This is a genomic window from Streptomyces sp. NPDC057249, from assembly GCF_042669245.1.
Lineage (GTDB): Bacteria > Actinomycetota > Actinomycetes > Streptomycetales > Streptomycetaceae > Streptomyces.
This window is the reverse complement of record NZ_JBHUXS010000007.1, coordinates 60,337-78,437: the sequence shown is the minus strand read 5'-3', so window position 1 is coordinate 78,437 and position 18,101 is coordinate 60,337. Positions and strand designations below refer to the sequence as shown.

The 18,101-nt window shown below is 73.7% G+C and carries 12 protein-coding genes; 7 read left to right on the top strand and 5 right to left on the bottom strand.

Features of this window, described 5'->3' with window-relative positions; genetic code table 11:
* Positions 1-537, top strand: coding sequence for an HNH endonuclease (locus ACFUJY_RS14955; RefSeq protein ID WP_383298743.1), 537 nt, complete (start codon positions 1-3; stop codon positions 535-537).
* Positions 538-618: 81 nt separating this feature from the next.
* Here the strand turns inward: ACFUJY_RS14955 and ACFUJY_RS14950 are convergent, their stop codons facing one another.
* Positions 619-3,621, bottom strand: a complete 3,003-nt coding sequence (locus ACFUJY_RS14950) for a beta-N-acetylglucosaminidase domain-containing protein (protein ID WP_383298741.1) — start codon at positions 3,619-3,621, stop codon at positions 619-621.
* A gap of 314 nt (positions 3,622-3,935) precedes the next feature.
* Between ACFUJY_RS14950 and ACFUJY_RS14945 the strand changes: the two genes are divergently transcribed.
* From ACFUJY_RS14945 to alc, 5 genes are all read left to right on the top strand, one after another.
* On the top strand, positions 3,936-4,202 hold the full coding sequence (locus ACFUJY_RS14945; protein ID WP_383298739.1) for a hypothetical protein: 267 nt from the start codon (positions 3,936-3,938) through the stop codon (positions 4,200-4,202).
* Complete coding sequence (gene malQ / locus ACFUJY_RS14940; protein ID WP_383298737.1) at positions 4,203-6,350, top strand: 4-alpha-glucanotransferase; 2,148 nt, start codon at positions 4,203-4,205, stop codon at positions 6,348-6,350.
* A 62-nt stretch (positions 6,351-6,412) separates the two neighbouring features.
* Positions 6,413-6,643 carry a hypothetical protein gene (locus tag ACFUJY_RS14935; protein WP_143616018.1) on the top strand — a complete coding sequence of 77 codons (231 nt, stop codon included), beginning with the start codon at positions 6,413-6,415 and terminating at the stop codon, positions 6,641-6,643.
* 127 nt (positions 6,644-6,770) lie between these two features.
* Positions 6,771-7,709, top strand: a complete 939-nt coding sequence (locus ACFUJY_RS14930) for a LysR family transcriptional regulator (RefSeq protein ID WP_383298735.1) — start codon at positions 6,771-6,773, stop codon at positions 7,707-7,709.
* A 59-nt stretch (positions 7,710-7,768) separates the two neighbouring features.
* Positions 7,769-8,908 carry an allantoicase gene (alc, locus tag ACFUJY_RS14925; protein WP_383298733.1) on the top strand — a complete coding sequence of 380 codons (1,140 nt, stop codon included), beginning with the start codon at positions 7,769-7,771 and terminating at the stop codon, positions 8,906-8,908.
* A 69-nt stretch (positions 8,909-8,977) separates the two neighbouring features.
* On the opposite strand, the gene pepN is transcribed toward alc, so the two are convergent.
* Positions 8,978-11,554 carry an aminopeptidase N gene (gene pepN, locus ACFUJY_RS14920; RefSeq protein ID WP_383298731.1) on the bottom strand — a complete coding sequence of 859 codons (2,577 nt, stop codon included), beginning with the start codon at positions 11,552-11,554 and terminating at the stop codon, positions 8,978-8,980.
* Positions 11,555-11,668: 114 nt separating this feature from the next.
* Here pepN and ACFUJY_RS14915 point away from each other — a divergent pair, with 114 nt between their 5' ends.
* Positions 11,669-12,169, top strand: a complete 501-nt coding sequence (locus ACFUJY_RS14915) for a DUF1203 domain-containing protein (protein ID WP_383298730.1) — start codon at positions 11,669-11,671, stop codon at positions 12,167-12,169.
* Positions 12,170-12,258: 89 nt separating this feature from the next.
* Here ACFUJY_RS14915 and ACFUJY_RS14910 read toward each other — a convergent pair whose 3' ends face one another.
* The 3 genes from ACFUJY_RS14910 to ACFUJY_RS14900 form a co-directional block, all read right to left on the bottom strand.
* The gene (locus ACFUJY_RS14910) at positions 12,259-13,287 is read right to left on the bottom strand and encodes an aspartate-semialdehyde dehydrogenase (RefSeq protein ID WP_383298728.1); all 1,029 of its coding nucleotides are present in this window, start codon (positions 13,285-13,287) and stop codon (positions 12,259-12,261) included.
* 178 nt (positions 13,288-13,465) lie between these two features.
* Positions 13,466-16,774 carry a S8 family serine peptidase gene (locus tag ACFUJY_RS14905; RefSeq protein ID WP_383298726.1) on the bottom strand — a complete coding sequence of 1,103 codons (3,309 nt, stop codon included), beginning with the start codon at positions 16,772-16,774 and terminating at the stop codon, positions 13,466-13,468.
* Positions 16,775-16,984: 210 nt separating this feature from the next.
* Positions 16,985-18,028, bottom strand: coding sequence for a hypothetical protein (locus tag ACFUJY_RS14900; protein ID WP_383298724.1), 1,044 nt, complete (start codon positions 18,026-18,028; stop codon positions 16,985-16,987).
* Positions 18,029-18,101 lie beyond the last annotated feature (73 nt).

The following is an 18,101-nucleotide window of genomic DNA, read 5'->3' as shown; positions in this document are numbered from 1 at the left end:
GTGCCGCATGTCCTGGTTCTCAACGCGTCGTACGAGCCGCTCGGCGTCGTACCGCTCCGCCGCGCACTCGTCCTCGTCCTCGAGAACAAGGCCATCTGTCTTGAGGAGTCCGGCGCCCTCATGCACAGCGCAACCCGGGCCGTCCCGGCCCCCAGCGTCGTCCGGCTCAAGCGGTTCGTCCGCGTCCCCTACCGCGGTCCGGTGCCGCTGACCCGGCGGGCCCTGTTCGCCAGGGACGGCGGACGCTGCATGTACTGCGGGGCCGCGGCGACCAGCGTCGACCACGTCATCCCGCGCAGCCGGGGCGGGCGGCACGCCTGGGACAACGTGGTGGCGGCCTGCCGCCGCTGCAACCACGTCAAGGCCGACCGCCATCTGCCCGAGCTCGGCTGGCGGCTGCACCAGCAGCCCGCCCCGCCGACCGGACTGGCCTGGCGGATCATCGGCACGGGGCACCGCGACCCGCGCTGGCTGCCCTATCTGCAACCGTTCGGTGCGGACGACGCGATGGCCCGGATCGACGGCGTCTCAGCCTGAGACCGGGCCCGTGTGCTTCCCGGGGCGGTCCGCCGCACCGGGGCCCCGGCCTGCCCTGCCGCGCACCGCCGCCGGACCCCGTCAGTCGTCCTCCGCCACCGCGTACGCCTCGGCCGACCAGAGCGAGATCCCGTACTTCGTGGCCCGCTCGTCGCCCACGACGCGCACGAACCGGGCGTCCTTCGCGTCCATCCGCACCGACTCCCGGCCGCCCTCGCCCTCGCGGACGGTCGCCGCGGTGCGCCAGGCGCGGCCGTCCGACGAGACCTGGACGCGATAGCGCGACGCGTACGCGTCCTGCCAGTGCAGCACCACCCGGCCGAGGCGGACCGGGGCGGGCAGCTCCGCCTGCCACCACGCCCCGTCCTCGGCCGGCGAGGACCAGCGGGTCTCCGGGTCGCCGTCGGACGCGGCGGACGCCGGGAAATCGGCGGTCTCGTCGCCCGACGAGGAGGCGGTGGCCCCGTGCAGCAGGTCGGGCCCGGCGGTGCGCGGGTAGGCCCGCACGGTCAGGGTGGTCCGCTCGTCCCCGAAGGTGAACGGCACCTCGTACTCGCCGGCCGGGGTGTCCTCCGGGACCGTGATCTCCACCGGGACCTCGGTCCGCGTCCCGCGCGGCACGGTCGTGCGCTTCGGCAACCGGACCTCGATGCCCTCGGGTGCCTTCGCGGTCAGCCGGCCGCGCACCTCGGCCGGGCGCCGTCCGGACAGCCGGGCCCGGACCTCCTGCGGCCCGCCGCCGATCACCGCGTCCGTCTCGCCGCGCGCCAGGTCCAGCCGGGCGGCCGGCTCGTCGCCGAACCAGGGCACCAGGGAGCGCACGTCCGGGGCGGTCCCCGCGCGGACGGACGCGCCGGCCAGCGGCGGGATGATCAGGGGCGGGGCACCGCCCGCCAGCGGGGTCGCGGCCGGCCAGCTGATCCGGACCGCGTCGGCCCGCACCCCCTCGCCCGCCGCCTGGGTCCAGCCGCTCGCCGACAACGGGCCGAGCGCCCGCCACCCCTCGCCCGGAACGTGCGCCTGGACCGTCGCGCCCGCCGCCGCACCGTCGTCCGGCACGGTCGTCGCGGTGACCGCCTCCAGCGGGCGGGCCCGGTCCAGCCGCACCGTGTAGCTGCCCTGGGCCTCGGACACCTCGCCGCCCGGCCGGTCCGTGCCGGTCCAGGAGCGGGCCTCCTCGCGGACCCGGTCGAGGAACGCGTCGAGGACGCCCTCGCCGACCTTCGCGCCGCCCGCCGCGATGTCCTCGCGGACCGGTTCCAGCGCCAGGGACGCCCGCCAGGCGGCGGCCCCGTCGCCGCGGGCCTGGGCGCGCAGCAGGTCCACGGCCAGCTCGCCCGCGTGGCCGTAGCGGGACAGCTGCGCGGTCCACGGGCGGACCTCGGCCCCGAGCCGCCCCCCGGCCACGCCCGCGAGCCGCGCCGGGGCCGCCCGCATCTCCTCGAACGCCGCCCGCAGCCGGTCCGCCGCCGTGTCGAACGCCTTGCCCTCGCCGTTCGCGTACGCCGTGCGGAACGCGGCGATCAACGGCCGCAGATACGCGGACTCGGTGGAGCCGAGCACCGAACCCGCGCTGTTGCCCGCGAGCGCCCGCAGCGCGTCGCGGCTGCGGACGTCGCCGCCCGCGAGGTCGTCGATCGCGGCCTCCCAGGACTCGGCGGGGTCGTAGCCCCTCGGGTTCCACGCGAAGTCGGCGGCCGTGAAGAGCGGGATGCGGGAGGCGGCGGGCTGCTCCATCGCGTTGGCGAGCAGGGCCGCCGAACCGGACGCCACCGCCGGGTCCCGGCCGGTGTACGGGCCGAGGAAGATCCGGTCCTGCGCGTAGTCGTTGACCGGGTAGTTGTCCATGGTCACCAGCGGGTGCCCGAACGCGGCCCGCGCCCCGGCCAGTTCACCGCCGGTGATGGTTTTCGGTACGACTCCGACGCCCGTCCAGGCGACCTCGATCCCGTCCGCCAGCTCCCGTGCGAGCGCCGTGCGGTACGCGGTCGCGCCGTCCTGGTAGTACTCCGTCGGCATCACCGACAGCGGCAGGGCGTCCGGGTGGCGCTCCGCCAGGTGGCGGGCCACCCCGTTCACGACGCGGGCCTGTGCCCGGGCCGCCGCCCCGGGGCCGCTGCCGAAGGCGTCCGCGTCGGCCGCGCAGTGCCACTCGCTGTAGCTGACGTCCTGGAACTGCACCTGGAAGACCCGGACCCCCAGGTCCCACATCGCGTCGATCTTCCGCGTCAGCGCCTTGAGGTCGCGGTCCGACGAGAGGCACATCGACTGGCCCGGCGCGACCGCCCAGCCGAGCGTCACGTGCTCGGCCGCGGCCCGTTCGGCCAGCTCCCGGATGCCGGCCTTCCGCGCCGCCGGGTACGGGTCGCGCCAGCGGGCCTGGCGGTAGGGGTCGTCGCCCGCCGCGTAGAGATAGCGGTTCTGCTTGGTGCGCCCCAGGAAACCGAGCTGCGCGAGCCGTTCCTCCTGGCTCCACGGCTGCCCGTAGAAGCCCTCGGTCAGCCCGCGTACGGCGGTGGCCGGCCAGTCCCGGACGACGACCCCGGCGATCTTCCCGCCCCGGACCAGCTGGCGCAGCGTCTGCACCGCGTGGAACAGCCCGTCGTCGCCGACGCCCGCCAGGGCCACGGTGTCCCGCTTCGCGACCCGCCCGGCCGCCAGCCGGTAACCGCCCGCCGGCAGATCCCCGCGGTCCGGGGCGTCCAGGGCGCGCAGCGCGTCCGCCGCCCCGTCGCCGCCCAGCCGTAGGACCGGCCCGGCACCGGGCAGCGTCTCGTGGACCGTGCGCACGCCGGCGTCCGCCAGGACCGCGCGCAGCGCCTTCACCGCGTACGGGTCGGCCTCCGTGTCCGCGATCAGGGTGACCTCGCGGCCCAGGGCGACGGCGGGTCCGGTCGCCTCGATGGTCTGCGGGCGCGGCCACACGGCGGGGGGCGCGGGTGTCGCCGCGCGGTCGCGGCCGGCGGCGGACGTGGCCGCCGGGTCCGGGGGAGCGGCGAGGGCGGGCGGGCCCGCCGCGGCGAGCAGCCCGCCGAGCACGGCCACGGCGACCGCTGTCGCCCGCGTCCTGCCACTGAGCCGCATCCCTGTCTCTCCCCTCGCGCCGGCCGCTGCCGTCCGAGCCCACCACCCCGCGCGCGAGGGTGTCAATGCGCGCGGCGTTCGGTGGGGAAATGCCCTGCTATGACCGGTGTGATGAACGGAGCGCGGGGGGCGGGGCGATACGCGAAAGACAGCGCCGAATGGCCGAAAAAAGCGAACGTCTTGCGGGTAACCGGCCCTTCGGGAACGGAATGTGACCCCGGACACGTTGAACTCGTTGTCATAACGCCTACGTCTGCGGCAGCGTCCGCTGGGTAGGCCGTCACTGTCCTGTTCTCCACGGCCAGGAGGCCACCATGCCCGTCACCGTGCAGCGCCCGCTCTCCGCCCTCTCCAAACAGGCATCCGGTCCCGCCCCGCTGATCAGCGCGTCCCCCGCCACCGTGCCCGGCCCGCTCACGAGCGAACCGCCGCTCGCCGACGCCATACCCCTGACCAGCGAGCCCCCGCTCGCCGAGGCCACCCCCCTGACCAGCGAGCCGCCGCTCGCCGTCCTCGCCCCGCTGACCAGCGAACCGGCCGCGTCCGGCTGCGCGTGGGGCACGGAGTCCCCAGGAGTCTGAATGGGCTTGTCCCGGCTCGCCGCCCTGCACGGCGTCGCCACCTCCTTCTCCCCGTCCGCCGGCGTCACCGAGCCCGTCCCGGAGACCACGGTCGTCGCCGTGCTCGGCGCACTCGGCGTCGACGCCACGACGCCCGAGGCGGTACGCGACGCCCTCGCCGCCGCCGAGTCGGCCGCCCGCACCCGGCTCCTCCCGGACACCCTGGTGGTGTGGTCCGGTGAACCGCTGCCACCCGCGCTGACCGGGCTGCCGCCCGGCACGGAGCTGACGGTCCGGCTGGAGGAGAGCGACGAGCAGGCGGAGCCGGCCCGGATGCGGGTGCCCGCCGGGGAGCCCGGTCCGGACGTGCCGGGGAGCGCCCCCGCCGCCCACTGGTGGGACGGGCCCCCGCTCGGCGTGCACCGGCTCACCGTCCGCGCGCCGGACCGCGACGCGCAGTCCTGCACGCTCGTCGTCGCCCCGGCCCGGGTCCCGCAGCCGCCCGCCCGCACCCACGGCTTCCTCGTCCAGCTCTACTCCCTGCTGTCCGCCCGCTCCTGGGGCATGGGCGACCTCGGTGACCTCGCCGACCTCGCCTCCTGGTCCGGCCGCCGGCTCGGCGCCGGCTTCGTCCAGGTCAACCCGCTCCACGCGGCGGTGCCCGGCGACCCCACCGACCCCTCGCCCTACCGCCCGTCCTCCCGGCGCTTCCCCGACCCGGTGCACCTGCGCGTCGAGTCCGTCCCGGAGTACGGGCACGTGCCCGACCCGGTCGCGCTCGACACGCTGCGCCGCAAGGGCGCCGAGCTGCGGGAAGCCGTCCTGGACAAGGGCGCCCTCATCGACCGGGACGCCGTCGGAGCGCTCAAGCGGCAGGCCCTCGACCTGATCCTCGCGGTCCCCCTCACCCCCGGCCGGCACGCCGAGTACTGCGACTTCCTCGCCGCCCAGGGACGCGCCCTGGAGGACCACGCCCTGTGGTGCGCGCTCGCCGAGGTGCACGGCCCCGACTGGCACGGCTGGCCGGAAGGCCTGCGCGACCCCCGCTCCGACGCCACCGCCCGGGCCCGCGCCGAACTGCTGGACCGGGTCGACCACCACTGCCGCCTCGCCTGGCTCACCGACAGCCAGCTCGCCGACGCCCAACGGGCCGCCGAGGAGGCCGGAATGGCCGTCGGCGTCGTCCACGACCTCGCGGTCGGCGTCCACCCCGGCGGCGCCGACACCTGGGCCCAGCAGGACGCCTTCGCCCACGGCATGTCCGTCGGCGCGCCCCCGGACGCGTTCAACGCGCGCGGCCAGGACTGGGGCCTGCCGCCCTGGCGCCCCGACGCCCTCGCCGCCTCCGGCTACGCCCCGTTCCGCGGCCTCCTGCGCGGAGCCCTCGCCCACGCGGGCGCCCTGCGCATCGACCACGTGATGGGCCTGTTCCGGCTCTGGTGGGTGCCCGAGGGCCGCCCGCCCACCGAGGGCACCTACGTCTCGCACGACGCGGAGGCGATGCTCGCCGTCCTCGTCCTGGAGGCGCACCGGGCCGGCACCGTCGTCGTCGGCGAGGACCTGGGCACGGTGGAGCCCGGTGTCCGCGAGGCGCTGGCCCGGCGCGGCGTCCTCGGCACCTCGGTGCTCTGGTTCGAGCGGGTCTGGGCGGGCGACGGGCGGCCCCTGGCACCCGAGCGGTGGCGCCGGGACTGCCTGGCCACCGCGACCACCCACGACCTGCCCTCCACCGCCGCCCGGCTCACCGGCGACCACGTGACGCTGCGCCACCGCCTCGGCCTGCTCACCCGCCCCCTCGACGAGGAGCTGAGGGAGGACCGCGCGGAGACCGCCGAGTGGCTGGCCCTGCTCACCCGGCTCGGGCTGCTCCCCGAGGGCGGTGCGCTCGCCGAGGGCGGCGACGAGGAGGCGGCCGTCCGGGCCGTCCACCGCTTCCTGCTGCGCACCCCCGCCCTGATGACCGGGATCTGGCTGCCCGACACCGTCGGCGACCGCCGCCCGCAGAACCTCCCGGGCACCTGGGACCAGTACCCCAACTGGCGGCTGCCGGTCGCCGACGCGGAGGGCGTCCCGGTCACACTGGAGCAACTGGCCGCCTCGCCCCGGCTGCACCGCCTGATGGACGTCCTGCGCGCCCCGGGGGAGCCCGGGGAGGCCCGGATGCCGTGAACGGGACCCCGTACGGCACCCCCGGGCGCGCGGCCCGCGCGGGCGTTCGCTACGTTTGCACCGTGGACAAGAAGAACGCTATGCGCGCCGGCGCCGTCGCCGCCGGAACGACGCTGATGATGCTGCTGATGTCGTCCCCCGCGCTCGCGCTCACCCGCGACGACGGCGACGACCCGGGTACCGGCCTGAGCGTGATCGACACGCTCGGCCTGTTCGTCCTGGCGCCCCTCGTCCTGTTCGGCGTCATCGCGGGCCTGGTCATGGTGCTCGACAAGTCCAAGAAGCAGGCCTGACCCACCTGCCCGGCGACCGGGGTCCCGCCCCGGTCCCGCCCCGCACGGCACGGGTGCGCCGCACGGTGACCATCACCGCGCGGCGCACGCGCATGTCCGGGCCCGGACGCGGCGGTAGGTTGCGGCCATGACCGAGTGGGACGTCAAGAAGCTCCGCATCCTGCGCACCCTGCGCGACCGGGGCACGGTCACCGCGACCGCCGACGCCCTGCTGATGACCCCCTCGGCGGTCTCCCAGCAGCTCTCCAACCTGGCCAGGCAGCTCGGCGTGCCGCTCCTGGAGGCCCAGGGCCGCCGCGTCCGCCTCACCGACGCCGCCCATCTGGTCCTGCGCCACGCCGAGGCGGTCTTCGCCCAACTGGAGCGCGCCGACGCCGAACTGACCGGCTATCTGCGCGGCGAGGCGGGCGAGGTCCGGGTCGCCGCGTTCGCCACCGCCGTGCCCGCCCTCGTCGTCCCGGCCGTGCAGCGGCTGCGCGCCGACGCCCGCCCCGGCCCCGACGTCCGGGTGCGCGAGGCGGAGGCCGCCCAGGCGTACGAACTGCTCGCCGCCGCCGAGGTCGACCTCGCCCTGTCGCTGGCCGCCGACGCCCCGACGGCCCGCGACCCCCGGTTCACCGTCCTGCCGCTGCTCGCCGACCCGCTCGACGTGGCGCTGCCGGCCGGCCACCGCCTCGCGGACGCGCCCGGGCTGCGCCTCGCCGACCTGTCCGCCGAGCCCTGGATCTACGGCGGCTCGGGCCCTTGGTCGGAGATCACCGTCTCGGCGTGCCGGGCGGCGGGCTTCGTACCCGAGCGCGCGCACAGCGCGTCCGGCTGGACGGCGATCCTCGCCATGGTCGCCGCCGGCCTGGGGATCGCGCTCGTCCCGCGCATGGCCTCGGCCGAACGGCACGGCCGGGAGGGCGTGGTGCTGCGGGTCCTCGAAGCGGACCGGCCCCGCCGCCATGTCGTGGCCGCCGTCCGGCGCGGCGGAGAGGGCGCCCCGGCGGTGGCCCGGGTCCTCGCGGCCCTCCGGGAGGTGGCGGACACACACGGGGACGACGTGACCGTTCAGCTCGGCTGAACAATTCATGCGGAAACTTTCGATGGACCTACCGGCTTGCGGCGTACGACAGTGAACGCATGACCACCGACCAGGATGAGACCCGGCACGACGACCCCCACGCCCATGACGCGGCCCCGTACGGCGGCGGTGACCCCTACGCCGACTACCGCACCGCCGACCTCCCCTTCACCGACCTCGTCGACCTCGCCGACCGGCGGCTCGGCGCGGGCGTGATCGCCGCCAACGACGAGTTCTTCGCCCAGCGCGAGAACCTGCTCCTCCGGGAGCGCGCGGTCTTCGACCCCGAGCACTTCGGCCACAAGGGCAAGATCATGGACGGCTGGGAGACCCGCCGCCGGCGCGGCGCGGACGCCGGACACCCCTTCCCGGCCCCCGACGAGCACGACTGGGCGCTGATCCGGCTCGGCGCCCCCGGCATCATCCGCGGCATCGTCGTGGACACCGCCCACTTCCGCGGCAACTACCCGCAGCGCGTCTCCGTCCAGGCCACCTGCGTCGAGGGCGCGCCCGGCCCGGAGGAACTGCTCGCCGACGACGTGAAGTGGGAGGAGATCGTCCCCCCGACCCCGGTGCGCGGCCACGCCGCCAACGGCTTCGAGATCACCGGCGGACGCCGCTGGACCCACATCCGCCTCTGCCAGCACCCCGACGGCGGCATCGCCCGCCTCCGCGTGCACGGCGAGGTGGTCCCCGACCCGTCCTGGCTGGCCACGCTCGGCACGTTCGACCTGATCTCGGTCCTCAACGGCGGCAGTTACGAGGACGCCTCGGACCGGTTCTACTCCTCGCCGACCCAGATCATCCTGCCGGGCACCTCCCGCAAGATGGACGACGGCTGGGAGAACCGCCGCCGCCGGGTCCGCGACACCAACGACTGGGTCCGCTTCCGGCTGCCCGCCCAGGGCGCCGTCCGCGCGGTCGAGATCGACACCGCCTACCTCAAGGGCAACGCGGCCGGCTGGGTCGCCCTGCACGGCCGGGACGGCGAGAGCGGCGAGTGGTTTGAGATCATCCCGCGCACCCGCCTCCAGCCCGACACCCTGCACCGCTTCCCGCTGGCGGCGGAGGCCGTGGTCACCCACGTACGCCTCGACGCCTTCCCGGACGGCGGAGTCGCCCGGATGCGCCTGCACGGCTCCCTGACCGAGTCCGGCGCGGCCGACCTCAGGGCCCGCTACGAGGCGTCGGCCTCGTAAGGCCGGTCCCCCCCGCTCCCGCCCGGCGGACGGCTGCGCTTCAGCGCCTGTCCGCCGGGCGGTTTCCAGTTACGCGGTCGCGGCGGCCGCGTCCGCCGCACGGGCCCGGAGCGCGCGCTCCACGCCCGAGCGGGACTCGGAGACCAGCCGGCGCAGACCCGCGCCCGGCTCGGCCGAGGCCAGCCAGGCGTCCGTGGCGTCCAGGGTCTCCTGCGAGACCTGGAGCGCCGGGTACAGGCCGATCGCGACCTGCTGGGCCATCTCGTGGCTCCGCGAGTCCCAGACGCCCTTCACCGAGGCGAAGAACTTCTCCGTGTACGGGGCCAGCAGCTCGCGCTGGTCCGTCTGCACGAAGCCGGCGATGACCGCCTCCTGGAGCGAGTTCGGCAGCTTGTCGGACTCCACGACCGACGCCCACGCCTCGGCCTTCGCCTCCTCGCTGGGCCGCGCCGCACGGGCGGCGGCCGCGTGGCGCTCGCCCGCCGCCGTCCGGTCCCGCGCGTACTCGGCGTCGATCTCCTCCTCGTCGACGAGCCCGGTGGCGGCGAGCCGCTCGACGAACGCCCAGCGCAGCTCGGTGTCCACGGCCAGGCCCTCGACCGCCTCGGTGCCGTCGAGCAGCGAGCGCAGCAGGTCCAGCTGCTGCGGGGTGCGGGCGGTGGCCGCGAAGGCGCGCGCCCAGGCCAGCTGGTGGTCGCTGCCCGGCTCCGCCGCGCGCAGGTGCGCGAGCGTCGCGTCGGTCCACTGCGTCAGGCCCGCCTCACGCCACTCCGGCGTCGCGTACAGGTCGATCGCCGTCTTGACCTGGCGGTGCAGCGACTGCACGACACCGATGTCCGACTCCTTGCCGATCCCCGACAGGACCAGGGCGAGGTAGTCGCGGGTGGCCAGCTCGCCGTCGCGGGTCATGTCCCAGGCGGACGCCCAGCACAGGGCGCGCGGCAGCGACTCGGTGAAGTCGCCCAGGTGCTCGGTGACGACCCGCAGCGACTCCTCGTCCAGGCGCACCTTCGCGTACGACAGGTCGTCGTCGTTGAGCAGGATGACGGCCGGGCGCGCGGTGCCGGCCGGGAACGGCACGGTGGTGCGCTCGCCGTCGACGTCCAGCTCGATCCGGTCCGTGCGCACCAGCTTGCCGCCGGCGTCGAGGTCGTAGCAGCCGATGGCGATCCGGTGCGGGCGCAGCGTCGGCTCGCCCTTCGCGCCGGCGGGCAGCGCGGGCGCCTCCTGGAGCACGGTGAACGAGGTGACGTGACCGTTCTCGTCGGTCTCGATCTCCGGGCGCAGGATGTTGATCCCGGCCGTCTCCAGCCACGCCTTGGACCAGGTCTTCAGGTCGCGGCCGGAGGTCTCCTCCAGCGCGCCCAGCAGGTCGGTCAGCCGCGTGTTGCCGAAGGCGTGCGCCTTGAAGTACGCCTGGACGCCCTTGAAGAACTCGTCCATGCCGACGTACGCCACCAGCTGCTTCAGGACCGAGGCGCCCTTGGCGTAGGTGATGCCGTCGAAGTTGACCAGGACGTCGTCCAGGTCGCGGATGTCGGCCATGATGGGGTGGGTCGAGGGCAGCTGGTCCTGCCGGTAGGCCCACGTCTTCATGGAGTTGGCGAAGGTGGTCCAGGAGTGCGGCCACCCGGAGCCCTCGGCGTACGCCAGGCAGGCGATCGAGGTGTACGTGGCGAACGACTCGTTCAGCCAGAGGTCGTTCCACCACTCCATCGTGACGAGGTCGCCGAACCACATGTGGGCCAGCTCGTGCAGGACGGTCTCGGCGCGCGTCTCGTACGCGGCGTCCGTCACCTTGGACCGGAAGACGTACTGGTCGCGGATGGTGACCGCGCCCGCGTTCTCCATCGCGCCCGCGTTGAACTCCGGCACGAAGAGCTGGTCGTACTTGGCGAACGGGTACGCGTAGTCGAACTTCTCCTGGAACCAGTCGAAGCCCATCCGGGTCACGTCGAAGATCGCATCCGCGTCCAGGTACTCGGCGAGCGAGGGCCGGCAGTAGATGCCCAGCGGGACGGTCACACCGTCCTTCTCGTAGCTGCTGTGCACCGAGTGGTACGGGCCGGCGATCAGCGCGGTGATGTACGAGGAGATGCGCGGCGTCGGCTCGAACGACCAGACGTCGTCCTTCGGCTCCGGCGTCGGCGAGTTGGAGATCACCGTCCAGCCGGACGGGGCCTTCACGGTGAACCGGAAGGTCGCCTTCAGGTCGGGCTGCTCGAAGCTCGCGAAGACGCGGCGCGCGTCCGGCACCTCGAACTGGGTGTACAGGTACGCCTGCTGGTCGACCGGGTCGACGAAGCGGTGCAGGCCCTCGCCGGTGTTGGTGTACGCGCAGTCCGCGACGACCTTCAGCTCGTTGGTCCCGGCCCGGAGGTGCGGCAGCGTGATGCGCGAGTCGCGGAAGACCGCCGCGACGTCCAGCGCGCTGCCGTTCAGCTCGACCTCGTGCACCGCGGGGGCGACCAGGTCGATGAAGGTCTCCGCACCGGCCTCGGCGGAGTCGAAGCGCACGACGGTGACGGACCGGTAGGTCCCGCCCTCCTGCGCTCCGGAGAGGTCGAGATCGATCTCGTACGCGTCCACGGTCAGCAGGCGCGCCCGCTCCTGTGCCTCTTCGCGGGTCAGATTCGTGCCAGGCACGCGGTCATCTCCTTGCTCTGTGATGTTTCCCGCCATCCTTCCACGGGACCCGTACCCAGGGCGATGTCCGTTTTCCGCCGGACCGGGAGGTCCGGGCGCGGCACGCTCGGGACCATGACCACTTACGAGGCACGCGCCATCGAACCGGACGCGCTCGACGGACTCCGGAAGACCGACGACGCCGGGCAGCCCTGCGTCCCGTACACCGACACCGAGGGCGGCGCCCCGCTGCGGTGCTGTCTGCGCGGCAGCGAACCGGGGGAGCGCATCGCCCTCGTCTCCTACGCCCCGCTGCGCCGCTGGGCGGCGGCGACCCGGGCCCGCCCGGGGGCGTACGACGAGCAGGGCCCGGTCTTCATCCACGCCGAGGGGTGCGAGGGGCCGGAGCCCGGCCGGAAGGGCTACCCGTTCTCCCGCGCGGGCGCGCTGCGCACCGTGCGCCGCTACGACGCGGAGGGCCGCATCGTGGGCGGCCGGCTCCTGGAGATCCCCGAGGACGAGGAGCGCGGTTACGACGAGGCGCTGAGGGAGGCGTTCGCGGACGCGGCGGTGGCGCTGGTGCACGTACGCGCGGTGGAGTACGGCTGCTGGCACTTCGAGGTGAGGCGCCCCTGAGCCCTGCCCGGGGCCCTGCCCCGGACCCCGCTCCTCAATCGCCGGAGGGGCTGAAATTCAGCCCGTCCGGCGATTGAGGACACACAAGGTCAGCCCCGCAGCTCCGCCGCGACCAGCTCCGCGATCTGGACCGCGTTCAGCGCCGCGCCCTTGCGCAGGTTGTCGTTGGAGACGAACAGCGCGAGACCGTTCTCGGCGGTCTCGTCGTTGCGGATGCGCCCCACGTAGGACGCGTCCTTCCCCGCGGCCTGGAGCGGCGTCGGGATCTCGGACAGCTCGACGCCCGGCGCGTCCTTCAGCAGCTCGTACGCGCGCTCCACGGAGACCGGCCGGGCGAAGCGGGCGTTGACCTGGAGGGAGTGGCCGGAGAAGACCGGGACGCGGACGCAGGTGCCGGAGACCTTCAGCTCCGGGATCTCCAGGATCTTGCGGGACTCGTTGCGGAGCTTCTGCTCCTCGTCCGTCTCGAAGGACCCGTCGTCCACGATCGAGCCGGCCAGCGGCAGCACGTTGAAGGCGATGGGGCGCTTGTAGACGCCGGGCTCCGGGAAGTCCACGGCCGAGCCGTCGTGCGTGAGCTTGTCCGCGTCGGCGACGACCTTGGACGCCTGGCCGTGCAGCTCGGCGACACCGGCGAGACCGGACCCGGATACCGCCTGGTAGGTGGCGACGGTCAGCGCTTCGAGCCCCGCCTCCTCGTGCAGCGGGCGCAGCACGGGCATGGCGGCCATCGTGGTGCAGTTCGGGTTGGCGATGATGCCCTTGGGGCGGTCCGCGATGGCGTGCGGGTTGACCTCGGAGACGACCAGCGGGACCTGGGGGTCCTTGCGCCAGGCGGAGGAGTTGTCGATCACGACGGCGCCCTGCGAGGCGACCTTCTCGGCCAGCGCCTTCGAGGTCGAGCCGCCGGCCGAGAACAGCACGATGTCGAGGCCCGTGAAGTCGGCCGCGGCGGCGTCCTCGACCGTGATCTCGCGTCCCTGCCACTCGATGACGGAGCCCGCCGAGCGCGCGGAGGCGAACAGCCGCAGCTCATCGACCGGGAACTTCCGCTCGGCCAGGATTCCGCGCATGACTGTGCCGACCTGACCGGTGGCGCCGACGATTCCGACCTTCACAGGAACTCCCTCAGACGTACGAACGGGCACGGTTGCCGGTCCATGATGCGTATGTCCACGCCCGCCTTGTCCAATCCATTGTCCGGCCTGCGGACGAGTGGCGCGCAGCACAGTGGGGCGGGTGCCCGGTGAGCACCCGCCCCACTGCCGTACGGATCACATGTTCAGCACCGGGTGGTTACGGTGTGACCTTTTCGATCACGACGCTGCCGGTGCCCGCCGCGGTGCCCCGGGCGTTCACGAGGCTGACCTCGCCGAAGAACTGCCGCCCCTCGGGAGCCGCGCCGGCCACCTTCACCTGGGCGCCGACCTCGGCCGAGGCGCCGGGGGCCAGGTTCACGGCCTTCGACTCGTCGACGGAGATCGTGCCGAGCGCCGCGGAGTAGTACACGTCGCGGTAGTCGTACTCGGTGGTCCCGGCCGGGACGTCGTACCCGTCGATGACGACGGTGTAGGTACCGGCGGCCGGCTTCACCAGGCTGACGGACTCCTCGGAGCCCGCCGTGGTGGAGGCGCCCACCTCGGCGGCACCCTTGTACACGTACAGGTCCAGGTCGGCGTTGGCGTCGCTCGTACCGCCGATGGCGACGTCCAGCTTCTCGACGCCCTCACCGATGGTGACCTCCTTGGTGTACGAGCCACCGGTGGAGATCGACGGGCGCTCGACGTCGGCCGAGCCCAGCGAACCGCCCTTGAGCTTGCCCTCCAGGGCGCCCGCGTCGTTGGTCACCGTCCAGTCGACCGAGGCCGGGGTGCCGATCTTCGCCTCGGCGATGGTCTGCACGGCCGGGTCGAAGGTCGCGCCGAGCAGCGCCACGTCCAGCTTGTACGGGTTGTCCAGCAGCGGCGACGTGCGCCGGGCCTCGACCTCGATCTCCCAGACACCGGGCTGCGGGTCCGTGTAGGAGCGCGCGTCCGGGCGGCAGGTGTTGGCCGGGTTCTCGTAGTTCGGGTAGCAGAACGGCGTACCGCTGTCCTCCATCTGCACCCCGTACGGGTGGATGGAGATGAAGCGGGTCTGGCTGCCCGAGCGCAGGGCGCTCATCGCGACCTCAAGGGTCTTGGCGCCCTCCGGCACGGTCACGAAGTACGACGTGGTGCCGTTGCGCTGCACCGAGCCGGACGCCTTGAACGCGTAGGACGGCTTCGCCAGCTCCTTGGAGACGACGACCGTCGTCAGGATCTGCTGGTCCGTGCCGGCGGTCTTCTTGTCGTCCAGCTGGAGGATCGCGCTGTGCACGCCCGCGGTCCGCGGCTTCGCCTGGACCTTGACCGTCACCGGCTTGTTCAGCGGCAGCGCGACCTTCTTGGGGCCGACCAGCGAGAAGGTGCCGTCGTCGTACTTCCAGGAGAGCTTGTGCGTGACCTTCCTGTCCGGGCCCGTGGTGCGGGTGACCGTGACGTCGTAGGTCTTCTTCTGGCCGGCCTTGAGGCCGCCCTCGCGGTCGTACAGGCCGGTGCCGAAGCCCGGGGTCTTCAGCGCGAAGTCGATCGCGGTGTCGACGGGGGCCTTGACCGTGTACTCGTGCGCCGGGGCGCCCTTCTTGGAGATCAGCTTCCAGGCGTCCACGATGTCGATCAGACCGGCACCCTGGGCGTGCGCGGGCACACCCTTGATCTTGGTGGCGGTGCTGGTCAGCGCGGTGCGCAGGTCGGCCGGGGGCAGCTCGATGTGCTTCTGCTTCGCGGCGGACAGCAGCAGCGCGGTGGCGCCGGCGGCCTGCGGGGAGGCCATCGACGTGCCCTGGAGCATGGAGTAACCGGCCGGCAGGGAGTAGCCCGCCTCCTTGACCGGCGAACCGGGCAGCCAGGTCTGCGTCGAGTTGATCGACGCGCCGGGCGCCGTCAGGGTCGGCGCGAAGCCGCCGTCCTCACGCGGACCGCGCGAGGAGAAGGGCAGCATGTCGTACTTCTTGGTGACGTTCGAGCCGTAGTTGGCGGCCCAGGTCTCCTTGGAGATCGACGCGCCGACCGAGATCACGTGGTCGGCGAGGCCCGGGTCACCGATGGTGTTGACGCCGGGGCCGTCGTTGCCGGCCGAGATGACCAGCTGGACGCCGTAGATGTCGACCAGCCGCTTGTACAGCTCGGCGCGGGCGTTGTTGCCGTCGTTCAGCGGCGGCAGGCCGCCGATCGACATGTTGACGACGTCGACGCCGCGGTTCACGACGAGGTCGATCATGCCCTCGGTGAGCGCGATGTTGGTGCAGCCGCCGGACCAGGTGCAGGCGCGCGAGGAGACGATCTTCGCGCCGGGCGCGGCACCGTTCATCTTGCCGCCGAAGAGGCCGTTGGCGGCGGTGATGCCCGCGACGTGCGTCCCGTGCTCGGACTCGATGACCCCGATGGAGACGTAGTCGGAGGTGTCGCCGGCCGCGTTGTAGACGACGTCCTCGCGGTTCTCCACCACGAACGGGATGCGCTCCACGACGTCCGTGCGCGGGTCGTCCTTGCCGAAGTAGGAGACCTGGTGCTTCTCCTTGTACGGCTTGAGGGCGGTGTCGTCGCGGAAGTCGCCGTTGCCGTTCAGGTCGACCCGGGAGGCGCCGCTGACCGGGTCGTAGAGCACGGCCCAGGTGTCGGTGGTGTCGCCGTCGCGGTTCAGGTCGCCCGCCATGTCGCCGCCCTTGGTGGCGGCCTCGGCGAACAGGCTGATCCGGAACGAGCCCTTGGGCGCGTTGTACGTACGCCCCTTGTACGTGAACACCGGGCCGGAGACGGCGTCCGTCATCCGCAGCCAGGTGCCGTCGCCGTCGCTGACCGGGTCGGTGGCGGTCACCCAGTCGGTGATCTTGCGCTCGCCGGTGGTGGTCTTCTGGAGCGCGGGGTGCGCGATGTCGACGCCCGCGTCCAGGACGCCGATGGTGATCCCGCGGCCGTCGGCCTTCGGGTGCTGCTTCACGAAGTCCACCGCACCCGTCTCGAAGGACGGGTTGTACGGGTTCTTCGCGGGCGTCTTCTTCCCGGGGGCCGGGTAGCTGCCGGTGGACTTCGCCTTGCTCTTCGCGCCGGTCGCCCGGTCCGCGGCGGGCGTCGGGTCGTCCAGCATGATCTCCTGCTTGAGATCGATGCCGAGGACGGAGCCGAGCTTGGACGCCGCCTTGATGGTGGTTTCGGCGGTCGCGGTCGGCACGGTCGCCCGGACGTATCCGAGCTTGTCGTACGCGCGTCCCAGCACGGAGCCCTTGACGGCGTCCAGCTGCTTGGTGACCTGCTCGGTCGCGCCGGGGGCGGTCGCGACCATCATCGTGACGTTCTTCTCGCCCTTGGCCTTGGCCTTGGTCAGGACCTCGGCGTCGGCGGAGCCCAGCTTGTCCGCCGGAGCGGTGCCGGCGGCCTTGACGGGGGCGGAGGCCGGGTCGTCGGCGGCGAAGACGGGGGCGACACCGGTGGCGGCCAGCGCGGCCACCAGACCGGCGGCGGCCGCCACCCGGGCCGCTCGTCTCGCTCCGGATATGGAACCGGGGGATTCGGAGGTCATCAGCATCCCTGTATGTGAAAGAGAGAGTCCGGAAATCGGTACCGGATGACCGCTCACCCTTTCGTAAATGACAGGGGTTTGTGGAGAGTTGTGGGGACCTTGTTGAGTACATGGCGGGATTCCGCCACCGGGGCGGAAGCGTCAGCAGGGACGAACGGGCAGATACGTGACGTAAATCCGGCCATGTGCGGCGCCGGCCGGGGTGTCGCCCTCCGCTCAGCGGGGAAGGATCATCACGTACGCCGCGGGCTCCCGGTCCGCCGCGGCCATCAGCGCTGTCCGGACCACGGCCGCCTGCTGCCCGGGCGCGTCCCGCAGCTTCTCCGGTGTCAGATGGACGACGGTGACCCCGAGCCGTTCCAGGTGCTCGCGCCGCGCCGCGTACGCGGACCACTCGGCCTCGTGCCTCTCGTCCTGCCGGCTGTGCCGCGGAGCCCTGGTGTCCAGCTCCACGGCGACCGCCTCGTCGGGCCAGTAGGCGTCCACCCGGCCCAGGTGCGGGCCGCCGGGCAGCCGCAGGTCCACGTTCCACAGCGGCTCCCCGAGCCCGTGCGCGCGCACCATCCCGTACAGCCGCTCCTCCGCCCTCACCCGGCCCTCGGCGAGCAGCGAGTCGACCGCGTCGACCACCTGGGGCCGGCCGAGCACCTTGGCCCGGTACAGCTCGCCCACCAGCACCGCCGGCTCGCAGTGGCCGCCCCGCACCGCCTCGGTCAGCAGCCGGCGCACCGCGACCGCGTCCCCGAGCCCGGCCACCGCGTCCGCCAGCGCCCGTGCCACCGGGGCCACCGGCAGCCCGTCCACCCACTCCGGGCGCGGCGGTTCGGCGGTCCGCAGCAGCCGGGCGTATCCGGCCGAGCGCAGCCGCCGCACCCGGGGCACCAGCACGTCGACCCGCTCCACGGCGGCGGCGGGCGGTGCGGCGGTGAAGCCGTACAGCGAGAGCGCGGCGAGCCCGGTGAGCACCGCGTCGCCGTACGCCGGCTCCACGGTCCGCGCGGCGTCCGGCCGCCGCCCGGACGCCGGCGGGCGGCCCGCGTACAGCAGCGCGGAGCGCAGCCGCTCCCGGCCGCTGAGCGGGCCGGGGTGCAGGACGAAGACGCCGGGCAGCGGCTGCTGCCACGGACCACCGCCCCGGCAGCGTTCCGCCGCCCGCCCGGCGGGCACGCCCATCGCCTTCAACTGAGCGGCAGTGACGACGCGTTGACGCCCGTCAGTCGGGACGGGGCGGCCGGGCTGGAGCGGGGTGTTCTGGGTCATGCTCCGGTGTATCCCGCCGACGGCCGTGACCTTAACCCCTGTTACAGGGCCGTCGACATACCCGGACAAGAAC

Coding starts and splice junctions, on each gene's coding strand:
- ACFUJY_RS14950 (WP_383298741.1), bottom strand. CDS start 3,621: ATGCGGCTCAGTGGCAGGACGCGGGCGACAGCGGTCGCCGTGGCCGTG.
- ACFUJY_RS14945 (WP_383298739.1), top strand. CDS start 3,936: ATGCCCGTCACCGTGCAGCGCCCGCTCTCCGCCCTCTCCAAACAGGCA.
- malQ (WP_383298737.1), top strand. CDS start 4,203: ATGGGCTTGTCCCGGCTCGCCGCCCTGCACGGCGTCGCCACCTCCTTC.
- ACFUJY_RS14930 (WP_383298735.1), top strand. CDS start 6,771: ATGACCGAGTGGGACGTCAAGAAGCTCCGCATCCTGCGCACCCTGCGC.
- alc (WP_383298733.1), top strand. CDS start 7,769: ATGACCACCGACCAGGATGAGACCCGGCACGACGACCCCCACGCCCAT.
- ACFUJY_RS14915 (WP_383298730.1), top strand. CDS start 11,669: ATGACCACTTACGAGGCACGCGCCATCGAACCGGACGCGCTCGACGGA.
- ACFUJY_RS14905 (WP_383298726.1), bottom strand. CDS start 16,774: ATGCTGATGACCTCCGAATCCCCCGGTTCCATATCCGGAGCGAGACGA.
- ACFUJY_RS14900 (WP_383298724.1), bottom strand. CDS start 18,028: ATGACCCAGAACACCCCGCTCCAGCCCGGCCGCCCCGTCCCGACTGAC.